Source organism: Dellaglioa sp. CoH-56-MRSF-12 (assembly GCF_056782075.1).
The window spans coordinates 157,924-171,085 of record NZ_JBXAYD010000002.1; the positions used below are offsets into that span (position 1 = coordinate 157,924).

Consider the following 13,162-nt stretch of genomic DNA (forward strand, 5'->3'; position numbering starts at 1 on the left):
TCACTTTTCTGTCGTTAAGTTTGCTAAATACTCATCCTCGTAATCATATAATGGCGTTGGATAATCACCATTAAAGTAAGCCATACATAGTCCTGAATATGGGGCATCTAAATTCAAACCAATTGAAGCAATTAATCCAGCTTCACTTAGAAATGCTAATGAGTCTGCCCCAATAATAGCCTTCATTTCTTCAATTGATTTATTTGCGGCAATTAATTCAGATTGCTTTTGAATATCAATCCCATAAAAACAAGGGTATTTAAGAGGTGGTGACGCAATTCGCAAATGAACTTCAGCAGCTCCAGCTTCTTTTAACAATCTAACAATGTGTTTACTCGTTGTCCCCCGAACAATTGAATCATCGACTAAAATAATCTTTTTACCCTTAACCACGCTTTTAACAGCTGATAATTTCATTCGCACCCCTTGTTCTCTAAGTCTTTGGGTGGGTTGAATAAAGGTCCGGCCAATATATTGATTTTTAACTAATCCCATTTCATAAGGAATGCCACTTTCTTCTGCATAACCACTAGCTGCAGACAATGAGGAATTTGGTACACCAATAACCATATCTGCATCAATACCCGTTTCTCGTGCTAGTTTGCGACCCATTCTTTTACGAGCAGAATGGACATTAATCCCACAAATATCCGAATCCGGTCTTGCAAAATAAATATATTCCATTGAACAAATTGACATTTTAGTTTCAGTTGTATAAACGTCAATTGATAGCCCTTCGTCAGTAATAGTGACGATTTCACCAGGGTTCACATCGCGAACGAATTCTGCCCCAACAGAATCTAAAGCACAGGTTTCACTTGCAACGACGTAAGCACCATTTACCATTTGACCAATAGATAGTGGTCTAAATCCATTTGGATCAAGTGCCGCAATCATGTAGTTTGACGTCATTAATAAGTAAGCAAACCCACCATGTACTTGATTTAATGCGTCTTTAACCTGTTCATGCAAAGTGTCTTGTGATGAACGACGAATTAAGTGCATCAAAACCTCTGAATCCGAACTTGATTTGAAAATAGCCCCATCTTGCTCTAACTCATTTCTAAGCGTTACCGCATTAGTTAAATTACCATTATGGGCTAAGGCAAACTGTGTATCGTAAAAATCAAATAAAAATGGCTGAATGTTATCAATTCCGTTACTACCGGCCGTTGCATAACGTACATGTCCAATAGCTGCATTACCGGTTAATTTTTTTATTTTTTCAGGATTTCTAAAAACATCTGATAGTAATCCTAATCCTCTATAACCAATTAGTTTACCTTCATCATTTGATACAATTCCTGCACCTTCTTGGCCGCGATGTTGTAAACTATGCAGACCAAAATAGGTAATCTGATTTGCATCTTCATTTCCCCAAACACCAAAAACACCACATTCTTCATTTAAACTTCTTATTTCATTAGGCACGGAATTGCATCCTCCCAAACTTGTTTGGCTTCAGAAGTTGTAAGAGTTATCTTACTCCCTTTTGTCGTCACGTTAATTAATTGGTCTGCTGTAACACAGCCAATTTTTTCAGCAGTTTGATTCATTAAATTTTCAAAATCTGTCTTATTTTCTGATTTAATCGATAAAATGAATCGCGATTGTGATTCTGAGAAAAGTTGTGCATCTGTCATATTTACATTAATATCAATACCTAAATCGTTTTTAAATACGGATTCACTTAAAGCAACGGCTAGACCACCTTCAGATAAATCATGTGCACTTTCGACTAAACCAGATTCGATAGCTTCTAAAACAAACGCTTGGTTACTTTGTTCAGTCTTTAAATCAAAATGTTTAATATCTCCGGAAATCTCGTTAGTAGTCATTTTCTGAATTTCTGAACCATTAAAATCATTATAAGTTGTACCCACTAAATAAATTAAATCATTAGCATGTTTAAAATCTTGCGTTGTTATATTTTTAACATCTTTAATTAAACCAACCATTCCAATCATTGGCGTTGGATAAATGGCTTGTTCATTAAATTCATTATATAAAGAGACATTACCAGAAATAACAGGTGTATTAAATAAGTCACATGCTTCAGAAATACCGATAGCACTTTGATCAAATTCCCAAAAAATTTCTGGATTTTCAGGACGTCCATAATTTAAGCAATCTGTAATAGCGAGTGGTTGTCCACCAGATGCAACTATGTTACGCGCTGCTTCAGAAACAGCAATTTGACCACCAACCTTAGGATTCAAGTAAATATAACGCGCATTACAATCTGTTGTCATTGCGAGTGCCTTATTAGTTTCTCTAATTCGAATAACACCTGCATCACTACCAGGTCTAACCACTGTATTGACTTTAACTTGAGAATCGTACGTTTCGTACAATGATTTTTTGGATGCGATTGTTGGTTGTTGTAACAAATCTAACCAAGTTTGCTTCGTATTTTCTATTTCAGGTATAAAATCAGACTGCGCTTTAAATTTGCTGATTCTTGCAGGTTCTTTTTGTTCCTTATGATAGACTGGTGCATCACTTGCTAAAGAATCAACGGGAATATTAGCAACAATTTTTCCCTCATGTATTAAAACATAATCCGTATTTTCTGTTACATACCCGATATTAACGGCTTCTAAATCATATTTTTTAAATAAATTGATAACTTTAGTTTCAAATTCAGGTTTAATACAAAGAACCATCCGTTCTTGAGATTCAGATAACATCATTTCGTAAGCAGACATATTAGTTTCACGTTGTGGAACGTTATCTAAATCAAGTACCATCCCTGATTTAGCTTTCGAGGCCATTTCAGCAGTTGACGAAACTAATCCAGCAGCTCCCATATCTTGAATACCAACTAACCAGTCTGGATGATCTAGAATAAGTTCGAGACAAGCATCCATTAATAATTTTTCCATGAATGGATCACCAACTTGAACAGCTGAACGCTGTGTTTCTTTATCATCAGCAAATTCATCAGAAGCAAACGTTGCCCCATGAATACCATCACGACCCGTTTTAGCACCAACATAAATAACTAGATTTCCATCACCTTTTGCCTGGCCTTTTTGAATATTTTTATGATCAATCAGTCCAACACACATTGCATTTACTAGTGGGTTACCCTCATAACAAGGATCAAATCCTATTTCTCCACCAACAGTTGGAATACCAATACAGTTACCGTATCCTCCGATACCAGCTACAATTTCTGAAACAAGATACTTAGTGTGCTCATTATCTAGTTCACCGAAACGTAAACTGTCAAGAAGTGCAATAGGTGTTGCCCCCATTGAAAAAATATCTCTGATAATACCGCCGACACCTGTTGCGGCACCTTCATAGGGTTCAACAGCTGAGGGATGATTATGGCTTTCAGCTTTAAATACAACTGCTTTACCATCACCAATATCAATAACACCAGCACCTTCTCCAGGTCCTTGTAAAACTTGCGGCCCAGAATTTGGAAAATGTTTTAAAACGGGGCGGGAATTTTTGTAAGAACAATGCTCACTCCACATTACTGAAAATAAACCAGTTTCAGTATAGTTAGGTTGACGACTTAAAATATCATCTTTAATTAACTTATATTCTGAATCAGTTAATCCCCAATTTTGATATAATTTGGTATCTTCAATTATTTGTGCCGTCGGTTCTTGTTTTGTAACCAAATTAACCCACTCCCTCTGTGTATGTCGTTAACATCGATTTAAATAAATTTAGGCCGTCCGTTGAACCGAGCAATGCTTCAATAGCACGTTCTGGATGCGGCATCATACCAAGTACATTTCCACGCTCATTAATAATTCCAGCAATATTATCAATACTTCCATTTGGGTTATCTTGATATCTAAAAATAATTTGATTATTTTTCTTAAGAGAAGCTAATGTTTCATCATCACAATAATAATTACCCTCGCCATGAGCAATTGGTAATTCAATTGTCGTTTGCGTTTTATAATCAGTTGTAAAACGCGTTTGATTATTAACAATTTCCAAAGTAACTGGCTTACAAATAAATTTAATATTTTTATTTTGAATTAATGCACCTGGAAGTAGTTGCATTTCCGTTAACATTTGAAATCCATTACAGGTTCCAAACACTAGTTTACCTTCATCCGCAAAACGTCTCACTTCATTCATAATGGGTGATAAACTGGCAATTGCCCCACTTCTTAAGTAATCGCCGTATGAAAATCCACCTGGAAGTAATACACCATCAAAACCATCAAGAGATTCCTCTGTATACGACACAAACTCAGCTTGTTCATGTAAACCATCCCGAATAGCGTGAAGTAAATCATAATCACAATTTGAACCAGGAAATACAACAACTGCAAATTTCATGATTAAGCCTCCACTTTTTCAAGTTCGTAACGATATTGCTCCATATTTGGATTAGCTAATAATTTATCACAAATCGCATCAATTTTTTGGTCTATCTCTAATTCAGTTGCTTCAACCTTTAACACAAAATATTTACCAACTCGAACGTCACTAACACCTGAGAATCCTAATCGGTTAATCGCTTCATTAACAGCTTGACCTTGCGGATCTAAAACTGATTCTTTATATGTAACGTAAACTTTTACACTATACATTATTTGACCTCATTTCGATTTTTTAGTCGGTTTAAAACATCTTGATATACTGGAATAATGCTACCTTGGTTTTTTCTGAAAATATCCTTATCTAATGATTTATGTGTCTTCGAATCCCATAAACGTGCATTATCAGGTGAAAATTCATCTGCCAAAATAAGTTCCCCATGATACCGACCGAATTCAAGTTTAAAATCAATTAAATCAATATTGATGTCTTTAAATAATTTATACAGTAGCTGATTAATATGAAGGACTTGTTTCTTTATTTCGTCCATTTCTATTTTAGTCGCAAAATTTAACGCAAAAATTTGTGACTCATTTATTCCAGGATCGTCTAGAGCATCATTCTTATAATAGTATTCAATAACAGGAACTGTTAATTTAGTTCCTTCAACTTGATCAAATTTACGAGCAAAACTACCTGCAATAGTATTTCGTAAAACAACTTCAATTGGAATTATTTCAACTTTTTTAACTAATTGTTCGGTTTTAGAAACATCTTCAATGAAATGTGTTTTAATACCGTTTGCCATTAAATAAGAAAAAATAATATCAGATATTTGATGGCTTAATAATCCCTTACCTAATATTTCTTCTTTCCGTTTACCATTAAGTGCGGTAGCTTGGTTTTTGTATACCATTCTTAATACTTCTTCATCATTAGTTTGATAAACATCTTTAGCTTTTCCTTCGTAAATCAATTGATCCAAGCGAATAGCCCCCTTAAGAATAAAAACATATAAAAATATACTTTTTAACTAAATAGTTCGTTCTTTACAAATATAGTTTAACAATTACTATATAATTTATCAAGGTAAAATACGATTATTTTTATATTTTTTTAATTTAAAGTTCGTATTATGGCAAACAAAAAACCATAAAGCTATTAAAATAACTTTATGGTTTACATATTTCTTTAAATGAGACCAATTCGTTCGAAAATAGCATCAACATTTCTAATATGATAATGATAATCAAAAGCATCATCTAAGTCTGCTTGAGTTAATGCAGACATTATTTGTTCATCTGCTTCTAATAAGGGACGGAACTGTATTTGTTGATCCCAAGAGATTGCCGTCTTAGGTTGAATTAAATCATATGCAGCCTCTCTAGACATGCCACTATCAATTAATTTAAGTAAAACTCTTTGGCTGTAAATAAGACCAAAAGTACGGTCCATATTTTTTTTCATATTTTCCGGAAATACTGTTAATTCTTTAACTATTTTTGTAAAGCGACGTAGCATGTAATCTAATAAAATAGTTGTATCGGGTAATATAATACGTTCTGCAGAGCTATGTGAAATATCTCGTTCATGCCATAATGTAACATCTTCGAAGGCAGTGACCATATGTCCTCGAATGACACGCGCTAACCCTGTAATATTTTCTGAACCAATTGGATTACGTTTATGTGGCATAGCTGATGAACCTTTTTGGCCTTTAGCGAAATATTCTTCAACTTCTCGTGTCTCACTTTTTTGTAATCCACGAATTTCTGTTGCCATTTTTTCAATCGATGTTGCAAGAAGAGCCATCTCAGAAACATAATTAGCATGTAAATCTCGTGGTAAGACTTGTGTCGATATTTCTTGAGGTCTAATTCCAAGATGCTCACAAACATAAGTTTCCACAAACATTGGGATATTGGCAAATGTTCCTACAGCACCACTAATTTTTCCAGCTTCAACATCTAATGCTGCATCATTAAAACGAATTTGATGACGTTTCATTTCAGAATACCACAATGCAATTTTCAATCCAAATGTTGTTGGTTCAGCATGTACACCGTGTGTTCTACCCATCATAACAGTATCTTTATATTCAACTGCTTTATCAGCTAAAACAGCCATAAATTCTTCAATATCCTTACGCAAAATTTCATTAGCCTGTTTTAAAATAGATCCATACGCTGTATCAACTACATCTGTAGAAGTTAATCCATAATGAACCCACTTACGTTCTTCCCCTAGAGATTCTGAGACAGCTCTTGTAAAGGCAACGACATCATGCTTTGTTTCTTGTTCAATTTCTAAAATACGATCAATATCAAAACTAGCATTTTTACGAATTTTTTCAGCGTCTTCTGCTGGAACATGGCCTAGTTCAACCCAAGCCTCACTAGCTAATGTTTCAACTTCTAACCAAGCTTTATATTTATTTTCATCTGACCATATGGCACCCATCTCAGCATTTGTATAACGATCAATCATTTTTATCTTCCTCTCTTAATCCCAAATTTTCGTTTGATATACATCAATTTTAGCTTGCTCAATATTATCGGTTAATATCGTTACATGACCCATCTTACGATCTTGTTTTGCTTCATTTTTACCATAAAAATGAAACCGCCATTGACCTTCATTTTGAATTTCATTTAATACTGACTGGACATGTTGTCCCAAAATATTAATCATAATAGCATGACTTAACAACTGTGGTTTTAACATTGGTAAATTACAAATTCCTCTAATATGCGCTTCAAATTGTGATAAGGAACAGGCCTCAATTGTTAAATGTCCGGAATTATGTGGTCTAGGTGCAATTTCATTAACATAAACGCCACCTGAATCTGAAACAAAAAATTCAATCCCCATTGTTCCAACAGACAAACAATCATCAGCAATTTGACTTGCAATAATTTCAACTTCTTTTCTTGTCTCAATCGATAAACGACTCGGACAAGAACTCTCATGTAAAATATTATGACGATGTTGATTTTCGATAATCGGAAAAATACTTTGTTGGCCTAATTCATTTCTAGCAATGATAACGGAAACTTCACGATCAAACTGAACAAAGCCTTCTAACACGCATGTTCTATTTTGAATCAATTTTCCCGCTTCAATCAAATCAGCACTTGTCTTTAAAATAACTTGTCCTTTACCATCATATCCGCCACGAATCGTTTTTAAAATTGATGGGTACCCAGTTATTTTAATGGCATTTTCTAAATCATCAAAACTTTGTATTAATTTAAATGGTGCGATTGGATAATTATGAGCTTCCAAAAATTGTTTCTCACTAATTCTATCTTGTGAAATACGCAGTGCAGTCGACCCTTGTGGAACATAGCAATATTGCTTTGCTGCATCAATCGTATCAGCATCTACATTTTCAAACTCAAACGTTAGTACATCACACATTTTTGCAAGATTTAAAATAGCAATCTCATCGTCATAATCTGCAATCACTTGTTTGTCCGCAACCTGAGCAGCTGGGCAATCTTTTTGCGGATCTAATATAATCACACGATAACCCATTTCTTTTGCAGACGTTGTCATCATTTGTCCTAGCTGACCACCACCAATAATACCAATTGTTTGTCCTGGTAATATCCTTTTAATCAAGTAAATCACTACTTTCCAAAGATTTTTGATGGAGTGATAATTGATATGACTTTAAATTATCTTTTATAGTTGAATCACTTAAGGCACAAATTTTTGCGGCAAAGATGCCGGCATTTGTTGCACCTGCTTTACCAATTGCCATAGTTGCTACGGGTGTTCCCGCAGGCATCTGAACAATTGACAGTAAAGAGTCTATTCCATTTAGCGCATGGGACTGCACCGGAACGCCTACTACAGGGATGACGGTTGAAGCTGCAATCATTCCTGGTAAATGTGCGGCACCACCCGCACCAGCAATAATAACTTCATACCCATTTTTATCCGCACTTTCTGCAAATTTAATCATTTCTATTGGCATTCGATGTGCCGAAATAACTTTTTTATCATACTCAATATCAAGTTCATCTAATAAATTAGCCGTAAATTTCATTGTGGTCCAGTCGGAAATCGATCCCATTACAATTGCTATCTTTGCCATTCGATTACCTCCAAATTTAATAAACCTATTCTATCAACAACTCAGCGTTGTGTCAAAGCAAAAAAAGGACGAAATTAAAAAATTAATAAAAATAGTTCGTATTTTAATGGATATTCAAGCTATTTCTCTTTTTAATATTTCTTTTTTATAAAAAAATAAATGACACCTATTGGCATCATTTATTTCCCTTTTTAAGGTCCGTGTATAATTGTAACTTGCTTCTAGAATTCAAAACAACTGACTTTTTACTATTGGCTAAATAAAAAGATAGTCCAAATCTTCTTAATTTAACTTGTTTTATTGCGGAAATTTCAATTATTTCATTATGTTTTCGAATAACCTTAGTTAACTTAATATTTTTGTCGTCAACTATTAATTTACGATTCAAGATTTGAACAATTGATACAATAAGAAAAAGTATAAATAAAACAATTGTCCAAATTTGTAATGTTGTTATCTCTAACCATAATAATAAACTACCTAAAAATAAGCAGAACGTCCATGACCATAAAATAACCGTTTTAGCTAGCTCGGGTTGATAAAAATATGTTTTTTGATATTTTTTCATGCTTATGATCTCCTCTAACACAATAAAATTATTCTTCTATATTTAAAGCTTAACATAATTGATCAGATATTCTATATTTTTCCATAAAAAAAGATGAAACCTTAAGTTTCATCTTTTTGAACTATTATTTAATAACTAAGAATCTGTCATCATCTAACATGAAATCTTTATCTCCTGCCGCTGCTTCAATTGAACCAAATGGCATTTGTGCACGTAATTCCCAGTTTCCAGGGATATTAAACGCATTTTTAATTTCAGTATCAATAAGTGGATTATAATGTTGTAAACTTGCGCCAATACCATTTTCAGCTAATACTGTCCAAACACTTTGTTGAGCACCGCCCAAACCTTGTTCTGCCCAAACTCTGAAGTTATCAGCGTATAAAGCAAAATCTTTTTCATTTTGAGCAACAACATCAGTATCTATAAAGTATAATATTGTTCCAAATCCAGCACGGAATGTTGCAATCTTTTCTTGAGTTTTCTTATATGCTTCAGCATTAGGAACCTCAGATTTAAGACGTTTTTCAACGATATCCCAAACCATGTCTGAATTTTTACCATATAAAATTGCTGCTCTAATTGTTTGATTATTGAATGATGTTGGTGATTTCTTTATAGCATCCTCGATAACACCAGTAATTTCATCAGGTGTTTGACTTACTTTATCCCCTAAAGCGTAAATTGAACGACGTTGTTCCATAAGATCTAATAATTGAGTTTTCATAATTAATTTCCCCTTCTCTATTTGAATAAACTTAGTATATCACTTACTATTAATAAGTAAAGAGATAACACTTATTTTTTTTATCTTAAATAAAAAAAGCTACCTAATCGTTGATTAGATAGCTTTTAAACTTATTATTTATTATGCTCTTGGTTTACGTTTACCCCAATATTGGAAATAATCCGTTCTCAATGAGCCATTATATAGCTTACGTTTTTTAGATGCTCTTGAACCATAATATTCTTCAAAAGTTAAGTCACTTGTTAAGATATATTTACTCCAAGTAGGCATTTGTTTATAAACAACACCCATCTGTTTGTATAAAACACGTACAGATTCAGTATCGCTCAATCGTTCACCGTATGGTGGGTTAGCGACTAAAACACCATTTTCTTTTTCTGTTGTAAAATCTTTTGCAGCAAGTTGCTTGAATTCAATACTATCCAAGACGCCAGCTTCAGCGGCATTCTTTTTAGCAATTTCAATCATGCCAGCATCAATATCATAACCTGCTATATCTAATACTACATCAAGATTTGCTTCACCTTTTGCTTTTTCTCTTAAACGATCAAATAGTCCTTTTTCAACAAAATCCCAATCTTCGAATACAAAATAACGACCGATACCAGGTGCAATATTATGTCCCATTAATGCAGCTTCAATTGGGATTGTTCCTGAACCACATACTGGATCAACAAAAGGTTTTTCTGGATACCAATTAGTTAACATAACTAACGCAGCTGCCATATTTTCTTTTAAAGGAGCATAACCCTTTTCAACACGATAACCACGTTTAAATAAACTGCTACCCGTTGTATCAAGTGTCAATAAGACGTTATCTTTATTAATAGCAACTTCCAATGGATATTTTGAACCCGTCTCTGGTAAGCGTGTTGTACGGTGATAGACATCACTTAATTGATCAACAATTGCTTTTTTCACGATTGCTTGGGCATCTGGAACACTATAGAGTGTTGATTTTTGAGATTTTCCTTGAACAGGGAATTCCGCATCTAATGGTAAAAACTTATCCCAAGAGATTGCTTTTGTTTGTTCAAATAAATCGTCAAAAGTCGTAGCCGTAAACTCACCAACAATGATTTTAACGCGATCTGCGGTTCTCAACCATAGGTTTGTATTAATAACATCTTCCATTGTTCCTTCGAAGCGGACACGACTATTTTCTACTTGAACATCATAACCCATATGTTTAAGTTCGTTTCCAACAATTGACTCAATACCGCTAGCTGCGGTTGCCAATAATTTAAAAGTTTCCATTTTGCACCTTCACTATAATTTAATTTTTTTAATAAAAAAACTAGGATAAAAGAAAATTCTTCATCCTAGTTCATCCTGAAATCATGTAAATTTCTATAAGCCATGTTTTGTACGTCATCCATCTCAGGCGATGAAATCAGTGGTAATCATCTATCTCCAGATATTATCTGCCCCCATGATTTGTTCATTTCCGTCATGAAGCGCCCCTACCAAAGTTTGGGTTGCCTACTCGTGGGGTTTACCGCGTTCCAGCAATACCGTTTCCAATATTGTATCGTCTCTGTGGCACTTTACAGATTACTTTGACATAGCCGAAGCCTTAGTCATTTTATCCGCCGTTACCCGAAGGTACCTTGGCTTATTTTTTCACCAAGCACGAACACTACAAGCATCTCAGCTTGTGCAAGCATGGACTTTCCTCAGCCTAACTTAATAGACCGCAATTACCCGAAATTTACACTGAATCTATATTACATCATTCAATTAATTTAAAATTGATTTCTAGAATTTTCATTCTCATCTAACTGTGCACCAAACACACGACGTTCCAAATTAGATAATCGTTTAAGAATATCCATATTTGAAGTTGTAGATGTTGTTTGGGTCGTCTGTGAACTTTTACCAACAGTAACCTGTTTTGTAAGTTCGTCGACTTGAGCAATTAAACGATCATTTTCTTCTTGAAGTTTTTTGACTTTCTTATCAAAGGTTTCATAATCTTTAATAACATCGTCAAGAAATTCGTCAACTTCTTTAGAATCATATCCACGCATTTTTGTTTCAAAATGTTTTTGTAAGATATCTTTAGGTACAAAATTAACATCCGTCATATTCGTACACCTCATCACTAATTTCTCATAAATAATGTTAATACCTGTTTATTATAGCAGAATTATTTAATAATTCAAATGATTATTTTGTTCCTCTTCCATTTCGTTTGCAATATCTTCTAATTCCATAAAATCTATCATACGTAATGCATAGTTTTTCACTTCTTTAGTTTGCTTTATTTTTAATAAATCAAATTTTGTTTTGCCTTCATTTTCTGAATCATAAAGTAATAACGCGCCATCTGTGTGTTCTATCATAAAAGTTTGATAATTTTTTAATTGCTGTGGCGACTGATAGGTATCCTTACTAACATAATCAGAAAAATCTACATCATTTAATATTTGATTTAAAACTAATTTTTTATCATCTTTCCAATTATTACCAAACTCTTTGAATGGTAGCATAACTGATACCTTGAAATCAGGATATTCATTTTGTATATCTAGGCAAATTTGTGCCGTCCATTGCTCAACACCAAGCTGAGGGCCAGTTATAACCCACTTCAATCCATTTTCTATTTCATTAATAATATTTTTTTTAATTGCGCTTTTAATGATTTTTATTTTAAGATCATTTTCATTAAAAATACCTAATTCGTATGTTCTATAACCAGTCACCCATAAACGCTTCATAATTGATTAAATATTCCTTTCTTATATTAAGAATATGTTACCAAATCCTTTAAAGCTATTAAATTATATCACTTATTGTTATAATATTTTAGATTGGAGCGTGAAATAACTGTGAGTATTAATTATCCTAATGGAAAACTTTATGAACAATCACCTTTAAATACGCAAAAAAAGTCAAATATGCTGTTGTTTGGTAAACGGGGGATGTCATTAGAGGATGATATCAACGTAAGCAACGCATTTTACCTTGCTCATAATATGGCTGTCATTCACAAAAAACCAACGCCTATTCAAATTGTAAAAGTTGATTATCCTAAACGAAGTGCAGCTGTTATTAAAGAAGCTTACTTTCAAACTGCGTCAACAACTGACTACAATGGCATATACGATGGCCACTATTTAGATTTTGAAGCTAAAGAAACTAAAAATAAAACTTCATTTCCGTTAAGTAATTTTCATGAGCACCAAATTAACCATATGAAATCATGTGTATTACAAAGAGGAATTAGTTTTGTTATAATGAAGTTCACAACCTTAGGTAAGGTCTACTTACTACCATCAAAAACGCTATTTACTTACTGGGATAAGCAGAGTGTTAATGGTCGTAAATCAATTCCATTGAAAACAGTCCAAACTGAAGGATTCGAGATACAATATACTTTAAATCCGGTCATTCCCTATTTAAAATACGTTGATAAAATGATAGAGCATCTATAATTAAGGCTTTA

At 33.6% G+C, this 13,162-nt stretch carries 14 protein-coding genes and 1 other RNA gene; 1 reads left to right on the plus strand and 14 read right to left on the minus strand.

Annotation, left to right across the window (positions count from 1 at the left end; genetic code table 11):
- From purF to AC1RPY_RS02615, 14 genes are all read right to left on the minus strand, one after another.
- Complete coding sequence (gene purF / locus AC1RPY_RS02550) at positions 1–1,431, minus strand: amidophosphoribosyltransferase (protein ID WP_481761302.1); 1,431 nt, start codon at positions 1,429–1,431, stop codon at positions 1–3.
- Positions 1,416–3,638 carry a phosphoribosylformylglycinamidine synthase subunit PurL gene (gene purL / locus AC1RPY_RS02555; RefSeq protein WP_481761301.1) on the minus strand — a complete coding sequence of 741 codons (2,223 nt, stop codon included), beginning with the start codon at positions 3,636–3,638 and terminating at the stop codon, positions 1,416–1,418. The genes purF and purL overlap by 16 nt, the downstream gene beginning before the upstream one ends.
- A gap of 1 nt (position 3,639) precedes the next feature.
- A complete protein-coding gene (purQ, locus tag AC1RPY_RS02560) occupies positions 3,640–4,314 on the minus strand; it encodes a phosphoribosylformylglycinamidine synthase subunit PurQ (protein WP_481761300.1) in 675 nt (224 codons plus the stop codon).
- A gap of 2 nt (positions 4,315–4,316) precedes the next feature.
- Complete coding sequence (gene purS, locus AC1RPY_RS02565) at positions 4,317–4,568, minus strand: phosphoribosylformylglycinamidine synthase subunit PurS (RefSeq protein ID WP_409022561.1); 252 nt, start codon at positions 4,566–4,568, stop codon at positions 4,317–4,319.
- A complete protein-coding gene (gene purC / locus AC1RPY_RS02570) occupies positions 4,568–5,287 on the minus strand; it encodes a phosphoribosylaminoimidazolesuccinocarboxamide synthase (RefSeq protein ID WP_481761407.1) in 720 nt (239 codons plus the stop codon). Before purC ends, purS begins: the two co-directional genes overlap by 1 nt.
- A gap of 200 nt (positions 5,288–5,487) precedes the next feature.
- Positions 5,488–6,783 carry an adenylosuccinate lyase gene (gene purB, locus AC1RPY_RS02575; protein ID WP_481761299.1) on the minus strand — a complete coding sequence of 432 codons (1,296 nt, stop codon included), beginning with the start codon at positions 6,781–6,783 and terminating at the stop codon, positions 5,488–5,490.
- 15 nt (positions 6,784–6,798) lie between these two features.
- Positions 6,799–7,920: a 5-(carboxyamino)imidazole ribonucleotide synthase gene (gene purK / locus AC1RPY_RS02580; protein ID WP_481761298.1), complete on the minus strand. Its 1,122-nt coding sequence runs from the start codon at positions 7,918–7,920 to the stop codon at positions 6,799–6,801.
- On the minus strand, positions 7,913–8,398 hold the full coding sequence (gene purE / locus AC1RPY_RS02585) for a 5-(carboxyamino)imidazole ribonucleotide mutase (protein ID WP_481761297.1): 486 nt from the start codon (positions 8,396–8,398) through the stop codon (positions 7,913–7,915). The genes purK and purE overlap by 8 nt, the downstream gene beginning before the upstream one ends.
- A 175-nt stretch (positions 8,399–8,573) precedes the next feature.
- Positions 8,574–8,966, minus strand: coding sequence for an EbsA family protein (locus AC1RPY_RS02590; RefSeq protein ID WP_481761296.1), 393 nt, complete (start codon positions 8,964–8,966; stop codon positions 8,574–8,576).
- 124 nt (positions 8,967–9,090) lie between these two features.
- Positions 9,091–9,693 (minus strand): nitroreductase family protein, encoded by a 603-nt coding sequence (locus tag AC1RPY_RS02595; protein WP_481761295.1) that lies wholly within the window; start codon positions 9,691–9,693, stop codon positions 9,091–9,093.
- A 141-nt stretch (positions 9,694–9,834) separates the two neighbouring features.
- Entirely contained in the window at positions 9,835–10,971 is a 1,137-nt protein-coding gene (locus AC1RPY_RS02600) for a THUMP domain-containing class I SAM-dependent RNA methyltransferase (protein ID WP_409022567.1), read from the minus strand.
- Between the two features lie 91 nt (positions 10,972–11,062).
- Positions 11,063–11,426: RNase P RNA component class B (rnpB, locus tag AC1RPY_RS02605), an RNA gene on the minus strand.
- Positions 11,427–11,459: 33 nt separating this feature from the next.
- Complete coding sequence (gpsB, locus tag AC1RPY_RS02610; RefSeq protein ID WP_481761294.1) at positions 11,460–11,801, minus strand: cell division regulator GpsB; 342 nt, start codon at positions 11,799–11,801, stop codon at positions 11,460–11,462.
- A 66-nt stretch (positions 11,802–11,867) separates the two neighbouring features.
- Positions 11,868–12,434 carry an SLOG family protein gene (locus AC1RPY_RS02615; protein WP_481761293.1) on the minus strand — a complete coding sequence of 189 codons (567 nt, stop codon included), beginning with the start codon at positions 12,432–12,434 and terminating at the stop codon, positions 11,868–11,870.
- 111 nt (positions 12,435–12,545) lie between these two features.
- Here AC1RPY_RS02615 and recU point away from each other — a divergent pair, with 111 nt between their 5' ends.
- Positions 12,546–13,151 (plus strand): Holliday junction resolvase RecU, encoded by a 606-nt coding sequence (recU, locus tag AC1RPY_RS02620; RefSeq protein WP_481761292.1) that lies wholly within the window; start codon positions 12,546–12,548, stop codon positions 13,149–13,151.
- Positions 13,152–13,162: the final 11 nt, after the last annotated feature.

Excerpts from the sequence above, each read along its gene's own strand:
- gpsB (WP_481761294.1), bottom strand. The coding sequence starts at position 11,801 with ATGACGGATGTTAATTTTGTACCTAAAGATATCTTACAAAAACATTTT.
- purE (WP_481761297.1), bottom strand. The coding sequence starts at position 8,398 with ATGGCAAAGATAGCAATTGTAATGGGATCGATTTCCGACTGGACCACA.
- purB (WP_481761299.1), bottom strand. The coding sequence starts at position 6,783 with ATGATTGATCGTTATACAAATGCTGAGATGGGTGCCATATGGTCAGAT.
- purS (WP_409022561.1), bottom strand. The coding sequence starts at position 4,568 with ATGTATAGTGTAAAAGTTTACGTTACATATAAAGAATCAGTTTTAGAT.
- purQ (WP_481761300.1), bottom strand. The coding sequence starts at position 4,314 with ATGAAATTTGCAGTTGTTGTATTTCCTGGTTCAAATTGTGATTATGAT.
- AC1RPY_RS02595 (WP_481761295.1), bottom strand. The coding sequence starts at position 9,693 with ATGAAAACTCAATTATTAGATCTTATGGAACAACGTCGTTCAATTTAC.
- AC1RPY_RS02615 (WP_481761293.1), bottom strand. The coding sequence starts at position 12,434 with ATGAAGCGTTTATGGGTGACTGGTTATAGAACATACGAATTAGGTATT.
- AC1RPY_RS02590 (WP_481761296.1), bottom strand. The coding sequence starts at position 8,966 with ATGAAAAAATATCAAAAAACATATTTTTATCAACCCGAGCTAGCTAAA.
- AC1RPY_RS02600 (WP_409022567.1), bottom strand. The coding sequence starts at position 10,971 with ATGGAAACTTTTAAATTATTGGCAACCGCAGCTAGCGGTATTGAGTCA.